At 58.9% G+C, this 20,720-nt stretch carries 21 protein-coding genes and 1 tRNA gene; 7 read left to right on the top strand and 15 right to left on the bottom strand.

Annotated elements, in window-relative coordinates; translation table 11 throughout:
* Positions 1 to 127: 127 nt before the first annotated feature.
* Genes AABE20_RS01145 through AABE20_RS01155 form a run of 3 tightly spaced genes read right to left on the bottom strand, consistent with a single transcriptional unit; the run spans position 128 to position 3,756 of the window.
* A complete protein-coding gene (locus AABE20_RS01145; protein WP_338331443.1) occupies positions 128 to 1,429 on the bottom strand; it encodes a helix-turn-helix domain-containing protein in 1,302 nt (433 codons plus the stop codon).
* Positions 1,422 to 2,510 (bottom strand): NAD(P)H-dependent flavin oxidoreductase, encoded by a 1,089-nt coding sequence (locus AABE20_RS01150; RefSeq protein ID WP_338331444.1) that lies wholly within the window; start codon positions 2,508 to 2,510, stop codon positions 1,422 to 1,424. The genes AABE20_RS01145 and AABE20_RS01150 overlap by 8 nt, the downstream gene beginning before the upstream one ends.
* Entirely contained in the window at positions 2,503 to 3,756 is a 1,254-nt protein-coding gene (locus AABE20_RS01155; protein WP_338331445.1) for an aspartate kinase, read from the bottom strand. The genes AABE20_RS01150 and AABE20_RS01155 overlap by 8 nt, the downstream gene beginning before the upstream one ends.
* A gap of 172 nt (positions 3,757 to 3,928) precedes the next feature.
* Between AABE20_RS01155 and ubiG the strand changes: the two genes are divergently transcribed.
* On the top strand, positions 3,929 to 4,669 hold the full coding sequence (gene ubiG, locus AABE20_RS01160) for a bifunctional 2-polyprenyl-6-hydroxyphenol methylase/3-demethylubiquinol 3-O-methyltransferase UbiG (protein ID WP_338331446.1): 741 nt from the start codon (positions 3,929 to 3,931) through the stop codon (positions 4,667 to 4,669).
* Between the two features lie 52 nt (positions 4,670 to 4,721).
* Here the strand turns inward: ubiG and AABE20_RS01165 are convergent, their stop codons facing one another.
* The 4 genes from AABE20_RS01165 to AABE20_RS01180 form a co-directional block, all read right to left on the bottom strand.
* Positions 4,722 to 5,234, bottom strand: a complete 513-nt coding sequence (locus AABE20_RS01165) for a DUF2147 domain-containing protein (protein WP_338331447.1) — start codon at positions 5,232 to 5,234, stop codon at positions 4,722 to 4,724.
* 115 nt (positions 5,235 to 5,349) lie between these two features.
* Positions 5,350 to 5,823 carry a DUF1178 family protein gene (locus AABE20_RS01170; RefSeq protein WP_338331448.1) on the bottom strand — a complete coding sequence of 158 codons (474 nt, stop codon included), beginning with the start codon at positions 5,821 to 5,823 and terminating at the stop codon, positions 5,350 to 5,352.
* Positions 5,824 to 5,870: 47 nt separating this feature from the next.
* Positions 5,871 to 6,131, bottom strand: a complete 261-nt coding sequence (gene grxC, locus AABE20_RS01175) for a glutaredoxin 3 (RefSeq protein WP_338331449.1) — start codon at positions 6,129 to 6,131, stop codon at positions 5,871 to 5,873.
* 65 nt (positions 6,132 to 6,196) lie between these two features.
* Positions 6,197 to 7,000, bottom strand: coding sequence for a double zinc ribbon domain-containing protein (locus AABE20_RS01180; RefSeq protein ID WP_338331450.1), 804 nt, complete (start codon positions 6,998 to 7,000; stop codon positions 6,197 to 6,199).
* Between the two features lie 57 nt (positions 7,001 to 7,057).
* On the opposite strand from AABE20_RS01180, the gene AABE20_RS01185 reads away from it, so the two are divergent.
* Positions 7,058 to 7,930, top strand: coding sequence for a class I SAM-dependent methyltransferase (locus tag AABE20_RS01185; RefSeq protein WP_338331849.1), 873 nt, complete (start codon positions 7,058 to 7,060; stop codon positions 7,928 to 7,930).
* A 19-nt stretch (positions 7,931 to 7,949) separates the two neighbouring features.
* On the opposite strand, the gene moaA is transcribed toward AABE20_RS01185, so the two are convergent.
* From moaA to AABE20_RS01205, 4 genes are all read right to left on the bottom strand, one after another.
* On the bottom strand, positions 7,950 to 8,966 hold the full coding sequence (gene moaA, locus AABE20_RS01190) for a GTP 3',8-cyclase MoaA (RefSeq protein ID WP_338331451.1): 1,017 nt from the start codon (positions 8,964 to 8,966) through the stop codon (positions 7,950 to 7,952).
* 144 nt (positions 8,967 to 9,110) lie between these two features.
* Positions 9,111 to 10,520, bottom strand: a complete 1,410-nt coding sequence (pgmG, locus tag AABE20_RS01195; protein WP_338331452.1) for a phosphoglucomutase/phosphomannomutase PgmG — start codon at positions 10,518 to 10,520, stop codon at positions 9,111 to 9,113.
* A complete protein-coding gene (gene galU / locus AABE20_RS01200) occupies positions 10,520 to 11,404 on the bottom strand; it encodes a UTP--glucose-1-phosphate uridylyltransferase GalU (RefSeq protein WP_338331453.1) in 885 nt (294 codons plus the stop codon). The genes pgmG and galU overlap by 1 nt, the downstream gene beginning before the upstream one ends.
* Positions 11,405 to 11,739: 335 nt before the next feature.
* Positions 11,740 to 11,826, bottom strand: a tRNA-Leu gene (locus AABE20_RS01205).
* 74 nt (positions 11,827 to 11,900) lie between these two features.
* Here AABE20_RS01205 and lipB point away from each other — a divergent pair.
* Positions 11,901 to 12,611, top strand: coding sequence for a lipoyl(octanoyl) transferase LipB (gene lipB / locus AABE20_RS01210; RefSeq protein ID WP_338331454.1), 711 nt, complete (start codon positions 11,901 to 11,903; stop codon positions 12,609 to 12,611).
* Here lipB and AABE20_RS01215 read toward each other — a convergent pair.
* Positions 12,583 to 13,149, bottom strand: coding sequence for a LolA family protein (locus tag AABE20_RS01215; protein ID WP_338331455.1), 567 nt, complete (start codon positions 13,147 to 13,149; stop codon positions 12,583 to 12,585). The two genes, lipB and AABE20_RS01215, sit on opposite strands and share 29 nt — an antisense overlap.
* On the bottom strand, positions 13,146 to 13,484 hold the full coding sequence (locus AABE20_RS01220) for a BolA family protein (protein WP_338331456.1): 339 nt from the start codon (positions 13,482 to 13,484) through the stop codon (positions 13,146 to 13,148). The genes AABE20_RS01215 and AABE20_RS01220 overlap by 4 nt, the downstream gene beginning before the upstream one ends.
* Positions 13,485 to 13,535: 51 nt before the next feature.
* Here AABE20_RS01220 and AABE20_RS01225 point away from each other — a divergent pair, with 51 nt between their 5' ends.
* From AABE20_RS01225 to cobT, 3 genes are all read left to right on the top strand, one after another.
* Positions 13,536 to 14,147, top strand: coding sequence for a J domain-containing protein (locus AABE20_RS01225; RefSeq protein WP_338331457.1), 612 nt, complete (start codon positions 13,536 to 13,538; stop codon positions 14,145 to 14,147).
* Between the two features lie 68 nt (positions 14,148 to 14,215).
* Complete coding sequence (locus tag AABE20_RS01230) at positions 14,216 to 15,223, top strand: AAA family ATPase (protein ID WP_338331458.1); 1,008 nt, start codon at positions 14,216 to 14,218, stop codon at positions 15,221 to 15,223.
* A 29-nt stretch (positions 15,224 to 15,252) separates the two neighbouring features.
* Positions 15,253 to 17,163 (top strand): cobaltochelatase subunit CobT, encoded by a 1,911-nt coding sequence (cobT, locus tag AABE20_RS01235; protein ID WP_338331459.1) that lies wholly within the window; start codon positions 15,253 to 15,255, stop codon positions 17,161 to 17,163.
* On the opposite strand, the gene AABE20_RS01240 is transcribed toward cobT, so the two are convergent.
* Both AABE20_RS01240 and AABE20_RS01245 read right to left on the bottom strand, forming a co-directional pair.
* On the bottom strand, positions 17,160 to 18,635 hold the full coding sequence (locus AABE20_RS01240) for a pyridoxal phosphate-dependent decarboxylase family protein (RefSeq protein ID WP_338331460.1): 1,476 nt from the start codon (positions 18,633 to 18,635) through the stop codon (positions 17,160 to 17,162). The two genes, cobT and AABE20_RS01240, sit on opposite strands and share 4 nt — an antisense overlap.
* A gap of 42 nt (positions 18,636 to 18,677) precedes the next feature.
* On the bottom strand, positions 18,678 to 19,670 hold the full coding sequence (locus AABE20_RS01245; RefSeq protein ID WP_338331461.1) for a bile acid:sodium symporter family protein: 993 nt from the start codon (positions 19,668 to 19,670) through the stop codon (positions 18,678 to 18,680).
* A 109-nt stretch (positions 19,671 to 19,779) separates the two neighbouring features.
* On the opposite strand from AABE20_RS01245, the gene AABE20_RS01250 reads away from it, so the two are divergent.
* The gene (locus AABE20_RS01250) at positions 19,780 to 20,664 is read left to right on the top strand and encodes a hypothetical protein (protein WP_338331462.1); all 885 of its coding nucleotides are present in this window, start codon (positions 19,780 to 19,782) and stop codon (positions 20,662 to 20,664) included.
* Positions 20,665 to 20,720: the final 56 nt, after the last annotated feature.

A 20,720-nucleotide genomic window follows, 5' to 3' on the forward strand; every position in this document is an offset into this window, starting at 1 on the left:
TTGTCGAGACGACAGTTGGGGGAGGTCTGGCCGCATTTCGGCGCTGCGGCGTCTCCCGCTCTAGGTTTGGTGCTTTCCTGCCAAAATCAAGGCCGGTTGGCTACACATAAAGCATGGAAAGAGCCATTCAGTGCGCGCCAACCCCATTAAGCTGGCGGGCGTTCAGGTCATCCGCACTTGGCTCCGCAGGGGTTACCGCCCGGTGTGGCGCGGGTTTGACCGTCTCAACCGGAGCCACGGCAGCACCGCCTGCCCCAGCGCCAGAAACCGCTGCGGGCTGATCGGGCTTTGGCACATCAACCTTTGTAACCTTGGGTGGCAAACCTGCCTCCGGTTCCACAGGAGCAACCACCGCCGGAAGAGCGGGCGTGGTGCTTACACCACCCCCGGCCTGCACCTGCCGCACCATTTCTGGCGTAAGGGCAATACGGCGCAAGACCGCACCGTTTTTCCCCAATGGTGGGGTGGTCATTGCTCCCTGAGCAAGGGTTATACCGCCCGCATTCCCCACAGTCAGGCTATACGGCCCGTTATCAGCGGGAACAGTCCATGCATCGCCCGGCTGCAAAATATGGTCGTAGACAACCTTGCCACCCGCATTTTTGATCTGCACCCAGCTTGGAGCCGTGGCTTTGAGCATAAGGGGGGCGTCTGCACTGGCTACAGCCGTATCCGCCGGTTCCGTGTGAGAGGGCGGCTCCACTTCAGGCGCGGTTACTGGCGCGACCTGATTTTGCGGTGGAGACGCTACGGGAGGTGTTGTTGCCTCTGCGGTGTTGGCGGCACTGACTGTAGGGGCAGCCTCCGCGCCATTATTAGCCGGAACAGGCATACTTTGTGGTGGAGCGGCCTGCACGGCAACAGGTATTGGCGGAACCTGCGCCATGTTGTGGTCAGGTAAAATCGAGGCGACCTGCGGCGATGGCGCATTTTTTGCACTTTCGCCGGGCATCAGGGTTGCCACAGGTGGCACGCGCTCTGGCACAGGCGGCGCGTGACCAACAAAACAGTACCACCCCACATAGCTTGCCAGAATAACGACCAGCCCCAGTGAAATACTGACGGCTGGCGGCAGGCGCCGATCAGGTGGCGGGTCGGGGAAGTCCAGATCGGGCTTGCGTGTGCCCAACCGCCCTTCCTGCCGGTAAAGCTTGAGCATCTGATCGGGATTGAACCCAAGGGCCTGCCCATATGTCCGTAAAAAACCCAGAGCATAGACCTCTGCTGGCAGCACACTGGAATTTCCACTTTCCAGCGCATCCAGATAAACGCTGCGAATCCGCAACCAGTCGGAAACATCGCCAATGCTCCACCCCAGCTGCTCGCGGCGCTTACGCAAAGCTTCGCCTACCCCCAGAACCTCCACATCCGGAAGCGGGGGTAATGGCGAGCCTTGCTCATGATCGGAACCTTGGGCGTATTCAGCCATCCGCATCCATACGACGTTGTTGACGTACCAGAGCCACAGTAGCCTGATCGACCATATCTTCAATAATCTGTGCCACAGGCTGGACAGATGTTACCATACCAACAGACTGGCCTGCCATAACAGACCCCTGTTCAACATCGCCGTCAATAACGGCACGGCGCAGCGCCCCCGCCCAGAAGTGCTCGATCTCAAGCTGGGCGGCCTCACGCGTTAATTCGCCAGACTGAAAACGGCGGATAACATCTGCCTGATGCGCAACAAACTGCCGCCCGCCTTCGTTACCCAGAGCGCGCACGGGAATAACCGGAAAACGGTCATCCAGCTGCACAGAGGTTATGGCGTCACGCGCGGCGGCACGCACAAACGCTTTTTTGAATTTTTCGTGAGCGATACTTTCCTCGGCCGCAGCAAAGCGCGTGCCCAACTGCCCGCCAGACGCCCCCAGTTCCAGATAGGAGAGCAGAGCATCCCCCCGCCCCAGACCACCGGCCACAAACACCGGAACGCTCTGAATATGGGGAAGAATTTCCTGCGCCAGAACCGTTAGCGAAACCGGACCAACATGCCCGCCAGCCTCGGCTCCTTCAATAACCAGCGCATCCACACCCATTTTAACCAGACGTTTGGCCAGAACTAGCGCGGGAGAGAAGGCAATAACCTTTGCCCCACCGTCCTTGATCGCCTTGATGGCCGCACCGGGCGGAATACCTCCGGCCAGCACAATATGACCGACACCCGCGTCCAGACAGACCTGCACCAGTTCGGTCAACTGCGGGTGCATGGTAATCAGGTTCACGCCAAACGGACGGTCGGTCAGGGCACGGGTGGCCTTAATTTCCTCCGCCAGACGTGCAGGTTCCATGGCCCCGCAGGCAATAACCCCAAACCCACCAGCGTTGGAAATGGCGGATACCAGATTACGCTCACTCACCCAGGACATGGCCCCGCCCAGAATGGCGTACTGCGTGCCCAAAAAGTCGGTCCCACGCCGCCACAACGCATCCAGCCGCTTGCGGGCGCGTTGCAGTTCTACCTGTGTGGGAGCATCGGTCGCGGCAATCGCGTTGCTTTGATCAGACATTATCCAACCCGTATGCGGTATGCAGCGCCCGCACGGCAAGTTCTGCGTATTCCGCCGCCACCAGCACCGAAATCTTGATTTCGCTGGTGGAGATGGCCTGAATGTTGATGGACCGCTCCGAAAGTGTGCGGAACATGGTGCTGGCCACGCCTGCGTGCGAACGCATACCTGTGCCCACAACGCTGATCTTAACAATATCCGGGTCGGTCGCCAGTTCTTCGTACTGCACGGAGTCCCGCACGCTTTCCAGCACATTGATCGCCTGCGGCAAGTCGCTCTTGCTGGTGGTAAAGGTCATGTTGGTCGTGCCGTCCGCGCCCGTGCTCTGCACGATCATGTCCACGTTCACGTGGGCTTCGCTCATGGGGCCAAAAATTGCGGCGGCAATACCGGGCCGATCCGGAATACGCCGGACCGACAGCTTGGCTTCATCACGGGAGTAGGCAATGCCGGTAACCAGTTTCTTTTCCACGATTTCGTCCTCATCCACCACCAAAGACCCCGGAAGATGTCCTTCCATAACAGCCGGGCCATCTGCAAAGCTGGAAAGCACCTGCACGCGCACCCCTTCGCGCATGGCAAGGCCTACGCTGCGGGTTTGCAGCACCTTGGCGCCAACAGAGGCCAGTTCCAGCATTTCCTCATAGGTAATTTTATCAAGCTTGCGCGCTTTGGCCACAATGCGCGGGTCGGTTGTGTAAATACCGTCCACATCGGTGTAGATATCGCACCGATCCGCCTTGATCGCAGCGGCAAGGGCCACGGCCGAGGTGTCCGAGCCACCACGCCCAAGGGTGGAAACTCGGCCATCAGGCGCAACACCCTGAAAGCCCGCAACAACCGGCACCATGCCCTCGGCCATGCAGCCCAGCAGCTTTGCGCCATCAATCGAATCCAGACTGGCCTTACCATGCGCCGAATCGGTCAGGATTGGCACCTGCCACCCCGCGAACGAGCGCGAGGGCACACCAAGCTTTTGCAACGCAATGGCCAGCAGGCCACTTGTCACCTGCTCGCCCGTGGCCACAATGGAATCGTATTCCTTGGGGTCATGCAAAGGAGAGAGGGACTGGCAGAAACCGACAAGCCTGTTTGTCTCCCCCGCCATGGCGGACACGACAACAAGAACATCACATCCTGCGTCTTTCTGTTTTTTGACGCGTTCGGCCACGGCGCGAATACGATCAAGGTCGCCGACAGACGTTCCGCCGAATTTCATGACAATCCGGGGTGCGGAACCGGACATAGCTTTATTCTCCACCAGACAAGCCGCAGAACATGCCACCCATCCCCATTTGTTCCTGACTTTGCCAGAAAAGACGAACAGGAACGGTTGCACAGCGTTACAAGGCGCGTCACATAACCTTCCCGGCCCCCTTTCGTCCAGCGGGGAGACCAGCAGGAAAGGATTTTGTTGCATGAACGCCACCAGCCCACACGCGGCCTCTTCGGTCTCTGATGAGGAAATCGCACGGTTTAGCGCCCTTGCGGAGCAGTGGTGGAATCCTTCTGGCCCCATGCGCCCACTGCACGCCATGAATGCGTTGCGCATAGATTGGGCCTGCCGACACCTTCCATTGCGGGGCCGCACAACGCGCCGTGCAAAAATTCTGGACATCGGATGTGGCGCCGGACTGGCCAGCGAGGCACTGGCCACAGCCGGGTACGACGTACTTGGGTTGGATGCCTCGGCCAATGGTATTGCCGCGGCAAAGGAGCATCTGGCCTCCAGCCCGCTCCCCGAACATGCAGGCCCGCTGCATTACCGCAACGGCAGTGCCGAAGACCTTGTGGCTGAAGGCAGTCAGTTTGACGCGGTTGTTGCGTTAGAAATTATTGAGCATGTCACTGATCCTGCGGCATTTATGGACATGCTTGCCCAGCTTGCCGGGCCAAAGGGTACGGTCATTGTCTCCACCATGAACCGCACATTGCGCTCCCTTGCGGTTGGCAAGATTGGTGCTGAATATATTCTGCGGCTGCTGCCCGTGGGCACTCATGAATGGCGCAAGTTCATCCAGCCATCCGAACTGGGGCAATATGCCCGTGCAGCAGGCCTGCGCATGACCGCCATAGCTGGCATGGCCCCTAGCCCCACGGGCTGGAAAGAAACCCGCGACCTTGGCATTAACTACATTGCCGCTTTTACAAAGTATTGATTTTAACGTTTTTACTGGTCTGGCGGTACTGACCCACTCCAGACCAGCCACATTATTTAACTGCGTCGGGGATTTTGCACACAGGCCCCATTGCGGGGCCGGTATAGCGGGTCCATGTCTGGGTTTCACCAAAAATGGGCAGCCCGATATAGCCACGCAGCTTGAGCACATCGGGCTGGGACAACCATATCTGCGAATCATACAGGTGCCCTGTATCGGGGTCCAGAATGTGTCCCGCCCAGCGCCCTTCATTACTGTCGGCCATTGGATGAAAATCCGTTAGCATCAGCAGATTACATTCTGTTTTGCCGTCATGCCCGTGGGGCACATCGGTGCCCTCATAACGCAGACCAATAAGATGGCCACACAGCTTTTGCCCGCACCGGTCAATTTTGAACACGCCGTCATGGTCCTGACTAAGCCAGTAACCACTCAACCCTGCTTCATTCGATAAAGGTTCTGCTGCAAAAAGAGACACAGGAACACCAGCCAAAAACACGGCCAGCAAGGCAGCAAGCCCCGCCTTGGCTTTACGCACCCCGCCGGACTTTCCGTCTTTTTTCATCTCTGCCTCTCCCTCAACCGGGCTGGTGGTATGGCCTACCCCAACCAGCCCTCTAGGATGTGGGGGACCACCCTCTAACGCACCACCCCCATTTGTATATGGTCAGCCCAGACATTCAACTGTCCGTATCGCGCACCCAGGGAACATTCTGGAACGCAACGCCTTCTTCTTTCAGTTCTTCTTGCTGGGTCTGAGACATCTCACCATAAATCCCGCGTTCGGGGGCTTCGCCATAATGAATGCGCAAGGCTTCATCTGCAAACCGGTTGCCCACGTTTTCACAATTTTCTTCAATTGTGCGCCGTACTTCGCGCAGGGTGCTCAATACCGCATCTGGCAGAACCGGTGGAGCCTGCCCCGCAGCGGTTGCGGGTGGAGGTGCTGCATCCGGCGCCACGTCCGGCTGTGGCGCACGCTTGGGGGCGCGCCCAACAATGGCTGGGGCCATAGGCGCCTGATCCACGTTGGGCGTACCGCAGTCGGGGCAGTTGAGAAGGTGTTTCTGCCTGAGCATGGTAAAGGTGCCGCTGTCTTTGTACCAGCCTTCAAACACATGGTCATTGGCGCAGCGTAGACGATAGCAGATCATGTTAATTTACCTTGGCGAGCATACCTTCCCGGTCGTGGTGGGCAAGCTCAGTTCAGGCCCAGCAGGCCGTTCAACTGGCCGGTGCGTTCAAGCCGCATCAGGTCATCGCATCCACCAAGTGCTTTGCCGTCCACAAATGTCTGGGGCACCGTTGTCTGCCCGCCAGACAACGCAATGGCCTCCTCCCGCTCAGCCGTGCCACGGGGGGCGTTGACCTCGGTAAACGGGACTTTTTTGCTTTCCAGCAAAGCAACAGCGCGCATGCAGTAGGGGCAACCGGGCTGGGTATAAATCTTGATTTGTGGCATAAACTGTCCTTACTGGTTCTGGGTTATGGATACAATCAGCTTTTGAGGGGGCCATGTTATGGCCTTCACCCGGTATGTCCATAGTCCGGCTGGTCCATGTCCACATCCGGGCGGGGCGGCACCACCCCGGCAACCAGCAGGCTCACGCTGCGTGCCCCACCTTGGAGCAGGGCCTTGGTGCAGGCTGCGGCCGTAGCGCCTGTTGTCAGCAGGTCATCCACCAACACAATATCGCGCCCACGCACCTTTTGCGCGCAAGTTGTGCGCAACATGATGGCCTGCGCCACCTCATCCCACCGCGCCTGACGCGAGAACGCTGCCAAGGGCACGGTAGGGCGAACACGCACCAAGGCATCCGGTTGGCAGCGTAGGCCACGCGGCTTTGCCACAGCATAGGCCAGCAAAGCGGCCTGATTATAACGCCGCCTGAACAAGCGCCACCTATGCACCGGCACGGGCACAACAAGTGCGCCATCCACCAGAATGTCCGACCCGACCCGCACCATCTGCTGACCCAGAAAAGCGGCGTTATCTGTTTGGTCGACATATTTGAGCTTTAAAATCAGCTCCCTTGCGACACTTTCATAAACAAAGGCGGCCCGTGCCTGCCCCCATGCAGGATGGTGCCGTTCGCAGGCCGGGCACAGGCCATCTGGTCCCAACATGCCAGCACTGACCTGCGGAACCGCACAGGCTTTGCAAAATGGCGCCACAACACCGTGCAGGCGCGTAAAACAGGCCGGGCACAACAGAGCATGCCGTGCAACATCCGCCCCGCAATGCAGGCAGGCTGGTGGATACAGCACCCCAAGCGCCCTCTGCCCCAAGGAGCGCAACCGCGCCGTAACACTCCCCCCTAGAGCAAACACAGGTTTGTCATGGCTGATAACTTGGCAAAAAGCATGGATACGCGCACATCTGCTTTTATGGATACACCTGTTATTTTTGACCGCAAAGCCGTCAGGCGGCACCGCGACCGTGCCGCACACAGGCTGGACGGCATTATGCCCGTGCTGGATATTACAACCGATCTGCTGCTCGACCGGCTGGATGACATGGTGCGGCCTTTTGCCACAGCACTGGATATAGGTGGCCGGGGCCTGACCAGCCAGCGGCTTGCCGCACGCGGCATACACACAATCAGCATGGACCTGTCCCCCAAAATGGTGGCCCGTTCTGATGGGCTGCGCATTTGTGCGGATGAAGAATGGCTGCCTTTTGCACCGCAGAGTTTTGATCTGGTCATTGCCAACCTCTCCCTGCACTGGGTGAACGACCTACCCGGCGTGTTCAGCCAGATCAGGCATGTGCTCCGGCCAGATGGGTTATTTTTGGCCAGCATGCCCATTCTACCAACACTCCGCCCCCTACGTACGGCACTGGAAGCGGCTGAACTGGCATTGTGCGATGGGGTGTCCCCTCGTGTCTCGCCTTTTCCCACACAGCAAAGCTGCGCACAGCTTATGCAGCGTGCCGGGTTTGCGCTGCCGGTTATTGATACTGAACAACTGGACCTGCGCTACCGTTCGCTGAGTGCTCTGCTGGCCGATCTGCGAGCCGCAGGGGAAACAAATGCCCTGATCCAGCGCGCACGTACCCCGCCCCCATGCATGCTGTTCCCTGCGGCAGCGGCAGAACTGGAACAACCGGGGGCAGACAGTTTTGCCATGCCCCTGCACATGGCCGTGTTATCTGGCTGGGCACCTGCCCCAACCCAGCCCGTGCCCTTACAGCCCGGACAGTTCGAACACTCCCTGCATGATGCGTTGAACCAGCAGGCTCCGCCCAGTTCACTCTGATGCCCGCATAGGAGCGCACTCAACCGCCAGTGACGCTCATATGTCTTTGCGGGCCGGATACAGCGCCGGTCTGCGCATCAAGCAAAAAATCATGGCCTGTGGGTTTGCGGGCTATCGCCTGCTGTATGGCTACTTCCAGAGCCGCATCCGTGGCCCCTTCGCGCATAAGGTGGCGCAGGTCCACGCCTTCCTCCTGACCAAGGCAGGTATAAAGCTGCCCGGTGCAGGAAAGGCGGACACGGTTGCAACTCGCGCAGAAATTGTGGCTCATGGGGGTAATAAACCCCAGCCGCCGCCCCGTTTGCGCCACGCGCACGTAGCGCGCGGGGCCGCCGGTCTGGTAGGTCAGCGGCTCAAACGTCCAGCGTTGGGATAAACTCCGCCGCACCGCATCCAGCGAAAGGTACTGCGCAGTCCGGTCTTCGCCCGTTTCGCCCATAGGCATGGTTTCGATCAGGCAAAGGTCCGCGCCAATTTCTCCGCACCATGCCAGCAGCGCATCAAACTCATCATCATTCACGCCAGCCATGGCCACGGTGTTTATGCGCACGGCAAGCCCTTCCGCGCGGGCGGCCCGTATGCCTTCCAGCGTTGCGGCAAGCCTGCCCCTGCGTGTCAGTCGGGCAAAACGCTGCTCATCCAAGGAATCCAGACTGACATTCACACGCCGGACTCCGGCCTGCGCCAAAATAGGCGCATAATGCGCCAACTGGCTGCCATTGGTGGTCAGTGTTAGCTCGTCCAGCCTGCCAGACTGCTCGGGCTGACGCAGCCATGACCCCAGTTCCTTGAAGAAAAAACCAATATCGCGCCGTACAAGTGGCTCACCACCCGTAATGCGCAGCCTGCGCACACCATGCTGCACAAAGACCCGACTCAGGCGCAGAAGTTCCTCAAAATCCAGAACATCCGCCCGTGGTAAAAACGACATCTGTTCGGACATGCAGTACACACACCGCATGTCACACCGGTCAGTTACGGAAAGACGGAGGTAGGAAATCCGCCTTCCGGCGGGGTCCGTTAAAGAGGACAACATAGGTACACTTTATATCAGAAACCTCTGCGGCATTAAATGCAAAAGAGCACCCCGGCACTGAGGAAACAACACCCAGCCGTGTAAAAAACATACGGCCCGCTTTAAGCGGGCCGTATGCAGCAGACAAGCTGAAAAAGCTGGATATTAGTGTCCGGCGTTGTTGCCGGAAAAATCTGGCCTGGCCAGACCGGAGTGTTCAAGCTGCTCCACCAGAGCCGCCTTCAGCCGTTCCAGACCGGCATTATCCCGCCCTTCGGCCCGCGCAACCAGCACGGCTTGCGTGTTGGATGCACGCAAAAGCCACCAGCCATCGGTTGTGTTCACACGCACACCGTCAATTTCGGACACATCTGCACCAGCCTTGCGCAGGCGTTCAGCCACTTCCTCAATAACCTTGAACTTACGATGGTCGTCGCAGTCAAAGCGTACTTCGGGGGTGGAAAGCGTTGCAGGCAGGCCTTCGCGGAACGTGGCGAGCGACTCATCGGAGCGCGCAACAATGCCAAGCACACGCACACCTGCGTAAAGGGCATCATCAAACCCGTACCACTTATCGGCAAAGAAGATATGGCCCGACATTTCCCCCGCCAGCGGGGAGCCGGTTTCCGCCATTTTGGATTTGATGAGCGAATGCCCCGTCCGCCACATAAGCGGCTTGCCACCAGCACGGGCTACCTCGTCAAACAGGACCTGACTGGCTTTGACATCGGCAATAATGGTCGCCCCGGAATGGCTTTTAAGCACATCGCGCGCCAGCAGGACCAGAATCTGATCGCCCCACAGGATTTCGCCCTTATTGTCCACCAGACCAATCCGGTCTGCGTCCCCATCAAAGGCAATGCCCAGATCGGCATGGTTGTCCTTGACTGCGGCAATAAGCTGCTCAAGGTTTTTGGCAACCGTTGGGTCAGGGTGGTGGGCTGGGAACGTGCCATCGATCTCGGCATTGAGCACAATGTGCTCACCCGGCAGGGCCGCCACCATTTTTTCCAGCACTTCGCCTGCGGAGCTGTTGCCGTTATCCCAAACGATCTTGAGCTTACGCGTTCCGCCGTCATAATCCTTTACAAGGCGTTTGACGTATTCATCGCGCACATCAATTGTACGCACGCTGCCCTGCTCTGCCGCAACCACATTGCCTTTGGCGGACAGGTCGCCCAACTCGCGGATCTGGGCGCCAAAGAACGGCTTGCCAGCCAGCATCATTTTGAAACCATTGTAGTTGGGCGGGTTGTGGCTACCCGTTACCATAATGGCCCCATCCGCATTGAGCGTGGCGGATGCGTAATACAGCATGGGGGTCGGCCCGCGGCCAACGCGCGTAACATCCAGCCCGCATTCCAGAGCACCTTTTACAAGGGCTTCTTCCAGCATGGGGGAAGACAGACGGCCATCATACCCCACGACCAGCGTTTTGCCGCCGTTGCGGCGCACAAGGCTGCCAAATGTGCGACCAATGGCAAACGCGTCTTCCGCACTCAGCGTTTTACCAACAATCCCGCGAATATCGTATTCGCGCAGGCTTGTGGCGTCAAAATCATGAACGAACGACATTAGTTCTGCCCTTCGTATTTTTTAAGGAATTCGCGCACGCCATCAGCCAGTTCGGGCCGTTCCAGCGCAAAAGCAATCTGTGCTTCAAGGAAGCCCAGCTTGTTGCCGCAATCGTAGCGAACGCCTTCATACCGCAGGCCATAGAACGGGACGTGGCCAATGGTTTTGGCCATGGCGTCGGTCAACTGCACTTCGCCCCCGGCACCTTTTTCCAGCTTGGCAAGATGCGGCATAACATCGGGTGTGAGAATATAACGCCCGATAATGGACAGGTTGGACGGTGCATCTTCAGGCTTGGGTTTTTCAACCAGCCCTTTTACTTCCACAAGACGGCCATCGTCCTTGCCGGTGTCCAGAATACCGTAGCGGTTGGTGTGTTCACGCGGCACTTCGGACACGGCCACCACATTGCCGCCCGTTTCGTAATACGCATCGGCCAGTTGCTTCAGGCAGCCTTTTTTGGACATCACCATGTCATCAGGCAGCAGAATGGCAAACGGGTCATCCCCAATAAAGGAACGTGCACACCAGATGGCATGCCCCAGCCCAAGCGGTTCCTGCTGACGCACGGCAATAAGTGAGCCAGCCTGAATGCTGCTGGGTTCCAGCGCCTCCAGACAATCCACCTTATTGCGTTCCTTGAGTGTGCTTTCCAGCTCATAGGCGATGTCGAAATAGTCGATCAGGGAATCTTTGCCACGGCCGGTAATCAGGCAGAATTCCTCAATACCTGCGGCGCGTGCTTCATCTATGGCGTATTGAATAAGGGGTTTGTCCACGACCGGCAGCATTTCTTTTGGCATAGCCTTGGTGGCAGGCAGAAAGCGCGTTCCCAGCCCCGCAACTGGCAGGACTGCTTTACGTAAAGGCTTGGGATTGGACACGAATATAACACCTTCAAATCAAGTTAAACCTAAGACCATCCGAACCGGCTTGTCCAAAACACGAGGTTATCGGCCCCAGTGTCCAACCCGTGCCGGAAAAAGATCAAGACCGCCAACAGTGTAACCCAACAGTGCGCCTTGCATCTCTGGCCGACTGGCATGGTCTTTTTTACATAACGGCAACCATGCTTCTACACCGCAACAGACAGCAAAAGAACGGCGCGAATATGACAAACGCCACCCAATTTGCAGAAAAATGCGCATAAACGAAAAAAAACGGCTCAAGGCGTTAGCCTTTAGCCGTTCATAACACCAAATTCTGTCATGAAAGAAAATGGTGCGGTCGAGAAGACTCGAACTTCCACGAGGTTTACCCCCACAAGCACCTCAAGCTTGCGCGTCTACCATTCCGCCACGACCGCACGTGACAAACGGTATCAAAAAAGGCGATACCGTGTGATACGAAGCCCTATAACCGAACCATAAGCAGGCGGCAATGACCAAAGAACAAATTTTATGGGAAATAAGCAAAAAACTGGTGCCCTACCCAGCCGCGCTCAGCAGAATGGAGCAGATTGCCAAGGCCATACGGGCGGGCGAGGCCACGGAGCGTGTCTGGCTGCTTGAACACCCCCCCCTGTACACCTCGGGCACATCGGCCAGAGCGGAGGACCTGTTCAACCCATCAGGCTACCCCACATACCACGCGGGTCGGGGTGGACAGTGGACCTACCACGGGCCGGGGCAACGCACGGCTTATGTTATGCTGGACCTGCAACGCCCCCACGGCAACACCCCCGCGCGTGACCTGCGGGCGTATGTGCAGGCTCTGGAATCGTGGATTATTACGGCACTCGCCAGCTTTGGCCTCCGTGGCGAGGTGCGTGAGGGCCGGGTTGGGGTATGGGTTATCAACCCACAGACCGGGGGGGAGGAAAAAATTGCAGCGATTGGCGTGCGTGTTTCGCGCTGGGTGAGCTGGCACGGCGTTGCGATCAATCTGGCTCCTGCCCTGCCGGATTTTGAGGGCATTGTTCCGTGCGGCATCCGTGACTATGGCGTGACCAGCTTTGAAAAACTGGGAATCAAGGCCAGCATGCAGGATCTGGACCTTGCTTTAGAATCCGCATGGCGCACCGTATTTGGCAGCACGCCATCCGCCCTTAGCCCTGTGGAACTTACGCAAGGTCCAGTCGAATTTGCGTAAGCTTGCGCTCCGCATCCAGAATGCGCACGTCATATAGACTCAACACCCCCCGCTCATCCCTGAAGCGGAGCGTGATCAGCCCTTGGGAGGGGTTGTCTGCTCTGGTCAGGGAAATCTGGACCAGACCCGGCGGTTGCTGCACATCCGTTACCATAACCGGGCCAGACAGGCGCACAGGGTTGCCCAGCAGCAGCCCCAGCGGGCTATGCCCCAGCCCTATATGGGTTTCCGAACCATTCTGCGCATCTGTAAACACGGCTGAACGACCGGATGCCTTAAGCTCCATCTCGTGCGGCGCGGTAAAGCGCATGTCCAGATACCCCGGTCGGTAGGTAATCAGCCCACCGCCACTCGCTCCGTTGGGCCATATCTGCGTAAACGGCGCATCCTGCAGATTAACCGTGCGAAAATAGGCTTCTACCCGGCTGATCGTAGCATTCTGCGGCCCGCCCCCCACCTGTTGCGTGCTGGCACAGGCGGCAAGGACCAGTGGCGCCAGAGCAAACAGGCTGCGGCGGCTGAACGCCCCGCCCTTCATGGAAGAGCCTCTTCTTCCGCCGGGGTCCGCAGGGTCAGGGCCAGAGCGTGCAGGCCATCAGCCAGTTCGGGGGCCAGCAGGTCATGCACTTTGCGCGAACGCGCCACGCGACTCATGCCCTCAAAAACGGGAGAAACAATGTAAAGGCGGAAATGGGTTTCCGTTGCTCCGGCATTGGGGCCGCGTGTCTGCTCCACGTGGTGGGCATGGCGGTGGCTTTCGTCCTGAAGGTCCAGTCTGGTGGGAAAAAGGGCTGTTTCCAGCACTTTGCGTACCCGCTGGGCACGCGTTGCCCCCGATGTGGAACAGGCGGCGGTGTCTGAAAGACTGGTCATATGGCAACTCACCTCTTGCGACCAAAGCATTTGCAACGCAAATAACGATGGATGATGAAGCGAAGGAACACCCGTCCCCGCGCGTTTGATCCTGATCCCAACGCGCCGCAGCGCTGCTGCGACATGCCGGACTGCACAAGTCCAGCAGGATACCGCGCGCCTCGCTCCCGCGATAGCCTGAACCAGTATTATTGGTTCTGCCTTGAGCATGTGCGCGAATATAATGCGCGGTGGGACTACTACAAAGGTATGTCCCCCGGCCAGATTGAGGCGCATCTGCGGGCTGATATCAGCTGGGACCGGCCCACATGGACGTTCGGGCAAGGCTCGGGGCCGGGCAAACGCACCATGCCCAATGAAGAGGATATTCTGGACCCGCTGGACATACTGGGCCAGAACCGCCGCGCCCGTGCCGACCGCGCACGCGCGCAGGCCGAACCCCGTATTCCTGCCCATCTGCGTGAACCGCTGGCCATTCTGGGGTTGGACTGGCCAGTGACACTGGCAGACGCCAAGACGCATTACCGCGCCCTTGCCCGCAAACATCACCCCGACACCAATCAGGGCGATCTTGCGGCTGAGGAACGTCTGAAAAAGATCAACGTTGCCTTCACTGTTGTGAAGGCACATCTGCAGACGGAAGAACTCGAAAAAGCAGGCTGATCCTGTATCCTGCTCCGGTAGACCCTGCCGGTTTTTATGTTGAACCCCTTACGATCAGACGGATAATCATGACGGATACCAGCCCCCAGACAGCAGCCCTTGATCTTCCGCCCATTTCGGCGGTTTCCGTGCCGGATGTGGAAGTCTGCGTCCGTGATGTGTTCGGGATCGATTCCGACATGACGGTTCCCGCTTTTTCGCTCCGGACCGAGCATGTCCCCCCGATTGATACGGCCTATCTGTTCGACCACGACACAACTCTGGCCATTCTGGCAGGTTTTGCCTTTAACCGCCGCGTTATGGTGCAAGGCTTCCACGGCACGGGCAAATCGTCCCATGTGGAACAGGTTGCCGCCCGCCTGAACTGGCCGTGTATCCGCATTAATCTGGACAGCCACGTCTCCCGCATAGATCTGGTGGGCAAGGACGCCATTGTGGTCAAGGACGGCCAGCAGGTCACCGAGTTTCAGGAAGGATTGCTGCCGTGGTGCCTGCAACGCCCCTGCGCACTGGTGTTTGATGAATACGATGCAGGCCGCCCGGATGTGATGTTTGTGATCCAGCGTATTCTGGAGGTCGAGGGCAAGCTGACCCTGCTCGACCAGAACCGCGTGATCACCCCCAACCCGTGGTTCCGCCTCTTTTCCACCGCCAACACGGTCGGTCTGGGGGATACAACAGGCCTGTACCACGGCACGCAGCAGATCAATCAGGGGCAGATGGACCGCTGGAACATTGTGACCTCGCTCAACTACCTGCCCCACAAGCAGGAAGTGGGTATTGTCTGCTCCCGTTTGGGTATTGCTGAGGATGACAGGGCCGGGCGCGAAAAAATTGACAATATGGTCGCACTTGCCGGGCTTACGCGCGCCGGGTTCATGGCGGGGGATCTCTCCACCGTCATGTCGCCCCGCTCGGTTATTGCATGGGCGGAAAACGAACGTATTTTCAAGGATCTGGCCTTTGCCTTCCGCGTAACATTCCTCAACAAATGTGACGAGGCCGAGCGTGGCATGGTGGCGGAGTACTACCAGCGCTGCTTTAACAGCAGCCCCCTGCCCAAACGCTCTACCTGACAAAACAAGACCAACAGACAGGGGGCGTTATGGCTGATCAGGCAAAGGATACGGGCACTCCGCCCGTCCGCCTCTCGCGCGAGGAGGCGGAAAAGCGGGCCGATGCCTTCAAGCAGGCAACGGAGGCAACACTGCGCGCCCTTGGCGGGCGGAAGGAGGCGGATGTCTCCTTCCATAGCGGCAACATGCCCATGGCCCCGATCAGTCTGGGTGAGAAAATCCGCCTGTCCTCCCCCTCCCTCAACCTGAACGAGGAAGAAACCCAGCGCCTGCGTGGCGCGGCCGATGCGCAGGCGCTGCGGCTCAAGCACCATAATTTTGACCTGCATGCCGCCCGCCGCCCAGCCGACACCATTGCCCGCGAGGTCTATGACGCACTGGAGCAGGCCCGTGTGGAAGCCATAGGCGCTCGCCACATGAAAGGGGTTGCCGCCAACCTGCGCCACAGACTGGAGCAGGAAATCCGCGCCGCCGGGCTGGACCATATGACCGATGCCGCCCAGCTTTCCCCCGTTGTCGGGCTGGAACTGCTTGCGCGCGAAAAGCTGACAGGCACCCCCCTGCCCGAATCCGCCCGGGCCATTATGGAACAGTGGAAGCAGACCCTGCCGCAAACAGCACTGGACGCGCTGGACACACTGGCCACTGACCAAGACAGCCAGAAGGCGTACTCCCGCGCCACCCGCAAACTGCTGGCGGCCTGCGCGCTCACGGATGACGAGTCCCTCTCTGATCAGGAGGATGAGGAAGACAGTTCCGGCAGTGCTCCAGACTCGAACGAGGATGACACCGACCAGCCCCCGCCCGAGCAGGAGGATGACACATCCGGTGCCGCCCCCGACCTGTCGGATGCGGTCTCCGAACCCCAGCTTATGGCAGGCAGCGCGGATGCAGCCGACAACACGCCAGAAGTTGAGCAGGACTCTGGTTCGGCCGAAGGCACGGGCGATGCCGCAGGACCGGGCAACCGCAAGGAAATAGAGGCAGGCCAGACCGCCAAGGGGTACCACGCTTACACAACCGGTTTTGATGAAGAAATTCTGGCCGAAAACCTGTGCGACCCCGAAGAACTCTCCCGCCTGCGGCACCAGCTGGACCTCCAGCTTGCAACCCTGCACGGTGTTGTCTCCCGCCTTGCCAACCGGCTTCAGCGCCGCCTTATGGCCCAGCAGACCCGCTCCTGGTCGTTTGATCTGGAGGAAGGCATGCTGGATGCAGGCAGGCTGTCGCGCATTGTGGTCAACCCGCGCCTGTCCCTTTCCTACAAGCAGGAAAAAGACACCGAATTCCGCGATACGGTTGTAACCCTCCTTATCGACAATTCAGGCTCCATGCGCGGCCGCCCCATTTCTGTTGCCGCATCCTGTGGGGATATTCTGGCCCGCACGCTGGAGCGTTGCGGCGTAAAAGTGGAAATTCTGGGCTTTACCACCCGCGCATGGAAAGGTGGGCAGAGCCGCGAGCTTTGGGTACAGAACAACAAGCCCGAAAACCCCGGCCGCCTGAACGACCTGCGCCACATTGTTTACAAGGGAGCGGACACGCCATGGCGGCGCGCGCGCACCAATCTGGGCCTTATGCTGCGTGAAGGTCTGTTAAAGGAAAACATAGACGGCGAAGCCCTGCTCTGGGCATGGCGGCGCGTAAAAAGCCGCCCGGAAGCCCGCAAGATCCTGATGGTTATTTCCGATGGTGCGCCGGTGGATGACAGCACACTCTCGGTCAACCCGGCCTCCTACCTTGAGGACCACCTGCGCGAGGTCATTCACATGATCGAAAACCGCAGCCCGGTGGAACTGACCGCCATTGGCATTGGCCATGACGTAACACGCTACTACCAGCGCGCCGTCACCATTACCGATGCGGAGGAACTGGGCGGGACCATGCTCCAGTCCCTTTCCGCCCTGTTTGATGAAAAGCGGACACGCAGGCGGGGTTAAGCCCCCGCCAAGCTTGCCATTTCTTTCATCATCTTCACATGCGCCAGTCGCACCTCCAAAAAGGAATGCAGGGCGTCTAGCAGGATTGTTACATCCGCCTCGGTGGTGCGGTGGTTGACCAGCGCCACACGAATGGCCAGCACGCCGCCAATCCGGGTTGTGGATGGCGCCACAACGCCACTGACCTGCAAATCCTTGACCAACTCGCCATTCAGCCAGTCCAGATCGTCCACATCGGGCGTTACAACCCGAAAACACACAACATTCAGCGTAACGGGTGCGAGCAGTTGCAGTTGCGCAATAGCCTGCACCTGCTGCGCCAACCCCTGCGCCAAAGCACATGAACTGGTAACAACCTGCCCCAGCTTGCGGGTTCCAAACCCGGCCAGCGCAAACCAGACCTTGAGTGCTCGAAACCCGCGTGAGAGGTCTGGCCCCAGATCACAAAACCACGGAGCACCGGCGGCAAGCCCCCTCTCCTCACGCGAGAGATATGCAAGGGACTGCGCAAAGGCCGCTGCCTGCCTGCCCGGTTCGCGCACGAGGACGCAACCTGCATCGTACGGAACCTGCGCCCATTTATGGAAGTCAAAAGCCAGACTGTCCGCCCGCTCAAGGCCATTGAGCAGCGGCGCCAGATCGGGGGCCAGCTTTGCCAGTGCGCCAAAGGCGCCATCAACATGGAACCAAAGCCCTTCCCGCCCGGCCAGATCAGCCAGAGCATTCAGCGGGTCAATGCTGCCTGTGTCCACGGTCCCTGCCGTACCCACAACCAGAAATGGTTCAAACCCCGCAGCCCTGTCCTGCGCAATCATGGCTTCAAGGGCTTTCATGTCCATACGGAACGCACCATCCAGTGGTACGCGCCGTAATGCCTGCTCGCCCAGCCCTGCCATATCAAACGCACGGGCCACGCAGCCATGTGCGCTCTCCCCCGCATAACCGACCAGCCTGCGTCCACCAACGCCCTGCTGGCGCAGGTCCGCCCCCCCCTGCACGTTGCGGGTAGCGGTCAGAATGGCAATAAAATTGGCCATGGAGGAACCGGTCACCAGCACCCCGGTCGCATCGGAGGGGAAACCGAACATATCCGCTGCCCAGCGGATCACCATACGCTCAACCTCAACGGGTGCATGGTCACGCCCACCCAGATTGGCGTTTAGCCCGGCTGCCAGCATTTCGGCCAGCATACCCTGCGCCGTGCCCCCCCCATGGACCCAGCCCATAAAGCGCGGGTGCCGGTTACCCACGGCATAAGGTTGCACCATGCTGGTAAACTGCTGGTACAAATCCCCCAGTTCCACCCCCACATCTGGCAATGGGGCCGCCCTGAACCCTTCTCGCACGGACGCAGGCATTGGTTGCCAGACGGGACCTTGGGATACATGGCGAATGCTCTCCAGCATATCATCCAGCATCTGGTGGCCCTGAGCCTTCAGTTCTTCCCAGTCTTCAGGATCCAGACCCGCCACAACCCCGCTCCCCTTTGCTTAAATTTCCCAAACAGATGCGCCCTAGCCAGACTGCTGCGCTGGCGTTGTGGACGCATCATCCTGCTCCTGTCGGAGCCGTGCGAACCTGCGCGCCAGCACAGCACAGACAAAAAGCTGGATCTGGTGATACAGCATGAGCGGCAGAACAATAACCCCCACGGATGCAGGCGGGAACAAAACATTGGCCATGGGCACACCCGATGCCAGTGTTTTTTTGGAGCCGCAGAACACCACGGCAATTTCATCCTTCAGGGGGAGACCAATCAGGCGACCGCCAAAAATGGTCAGGCCCAGTACGCTAAACAGCAGCGCTGTATCGGCCACGGCAATCATCCCCAGTTCGGCCAAAGGCAGGCGGTGCCATAGCCCCTGCATGACCGCATCGCTAAAGGCTGTGTAAACAACTACCAGCACCGAGCCACGGTCGGAAAAAGAGAGCATCTTTTTGTTCCGGTGCGCCCATGCGCCAAGCCATGGCTGCAACACCTGCCCCAGAATGAACGGCAACAAAAGCTGGTACACAATATCCAGCGGGTTACCTGTAGCCTGCCCATGCTGGCTGAGCACCAGCCCCACCAGCACCGGCGTAATAAAAATACCAAACACGTTGGAGGCCGTAGCAGCACACACCGCAGCAGGCACGTTACCCCCGCCAATGGATGTAAACGCAATGGAAGACTGTACCGTGGAGGGCAAGCAGCACAGGAACAGCACACCCATCCAGATATCCGGCTGCAACAGGCCGGGGAACAGGGCGTGTGCGGCAAGGCCAAGCAGAGGGAACAGGACAAAGGTGCAGCTCAGAATAAGCAGGTGCAACTTCCATGCCACCACCCCGTCCAACACAGCCTTGCGTGACAGGCGCGCCCCTTGCAAAAAAAACATGAACGCGATCAGCGCCACCGACAGCCAGTGAAAAACAGGCACCGCCGCGCCATGGCACGGCACAAGTGTTGCCAGCAGAACAGAGGCCAGCAGCCCCAGCAAAAAGGGGTCAATCTTCAAAAACCGCACAGTTCTGGCTCTTCCATGATAATCTTGTGTTGCCTGTAATTTTTACTTACGGCACCTTCCTTGCGAAATGAAGCAGAACTCTCCTTTTTCCCTCCATCTTCTCGGGGTCGTGAGTCTTTGCACCATCGCCACCGCAGAAACCGCCCTAGCCGCCCCTCCCTCCACCTGTGCAAGCGTTAGCGCCAGTGCGGAGGAAGACACACCCAAAGGCCTGATTTACCATGACCTGACTGTACGCGCCCCAAGCGGGACCACCAGCCTGCATGTAAAAAAACTGGTTTTTACCGGGCAGGCTTCCAGCCCGCAGGCCTTGCAGGATCTGGCGCAGGCTGCATCGCTCCTGCTGGTGTCCGCCATGACCGGGCAGCACAACGCGGCCTGTACACAATGGCTGATGGATGAGGGCAAACAGGTCACCGCCAGCCTTCAGTCTGGCGGCAGCTATGACCTGACATGGAACAACGCAACGGTTGAACACGGTGCAGCCCATGTGACCGCCACAACCGCGCACTACCAGATGCAGGGGGCCGCCACCCCACGCACCAGTGCGGCCACCCTGAGCATGAGCGGTCTGGCTTTCCATAACGTAGCCAACCAGCAACTCCTGCCCTCCGCCGCCCGTGCCGCGTTTTCGCTCCCCACTTCGGAGCTTTCCGCACTCATGGGCGCCATAGGTGGGCGTAGCACCGCGGCTCCGGCTGTGCATGCCACCATTAGCAACTTTGAAGCATCCGAAGGCACGGTCAAACTACAGGGGCATGGTCAGGCAACGCTTACGGGCGATGTAGCGGCCACATCTGCTTCGGGGCATCTCGAAATTACCAATCTGGAAGCACTGATAGAAAAAGCCCGTGCCGCACATCAGATGAAACTGGCTGCGGGCCTTGTGCTGGGCAGATTGGTCAGCCATCGCTCGGGCGAGCAGAACGCATGGGACACCACATGGGAAGGTGGCGTTCTAACCGTTAACGGCTTTCCGCTCCCCATCAAATAAGCACTGTCCCTGCACATGCACCAAGGCATGTGCAGGGACTTTATTTTTTAAGAACA

The sequence above is a fragment of the Acetobacter zythi genome (assembly GCF_963921165.1).
GTDB lineage: Bacteria > Pseudomonadota > Alphaproteobacteria > Acetobacterales > Acetobacteraceae > Acetobacter.